The 540-nt window shown below is 56.7% G+C and carries 1 protein-coding gene; it reads left to right on the top strand.

The window, feature by feature from the left end:
• A partial coding sequence (locus AWB65_RS35320; RefSeq protein WP_143281842.1) for a transposase occupies positions 1–406 on the top strand: 406 nt, incomplete at its 5' end.
• Between the last annotated feature and the right edge of the window lie 134 nt (positions 407–540).

Below are 540 nucleotides of genomic sequence, written 5' to 3'. Positions count from 1 at the left end.
AACGGGGCTGACACACAGCGCCGTGGTGACAGCAGCGAACGTGCACGACAAGCATGCGCTCCCTGATCTGCTGCATGGCGATGAGCAGCGTGTTTACGGTGACAGCGCGTACGCAAGCCAGAAGGACCTCATTGCTAGCAAAGCCCCGAAAGCCAAGGATTTCACCAATGAGCGTGTGCGTAACCGCAGTGGCGAAATCGACGAAGTCAAGCGCTCGAAGAACCGCAATAAGTCGAAGATACGAGCTCGAGTGGAGCACGTGTTCGCGGTAGTGAAGCGGCTGTGGGGATTCGGCAAGGTCCGCTATCGTGGACTCACCAAAAATGCTACCCGTGCATTCGCAGTGCTCGCGCTGGCGAACATCTACATGAGTCGATCACGGCTGATGGCACAGGTACGTCCATAAATTACCAAGCGGGACGAGAAAGGCTAAAAGCGAGCCTCTAAAGGCCAAAAAACCGACGCGAGCGCGTCGCCATTCTCGCATCGTGGAATCAGCAACGACGATCCCGTGAAAACCCCCGCTTCTTCAGCACAGCC

This window comes from Caballeronia humi (genome assembly GCF_001544475.1).
GTDB classification, from domain to species: domain Bacteria; phylum Pseudomonadota; class Gammaproteobacteria; order Burkholderiales; family Burkholderiaceae; genus Caballeronia; species Caballeronia humi.
This window is presented reverse-complemented; position numbering and strand designations above follow the sequence as displayed.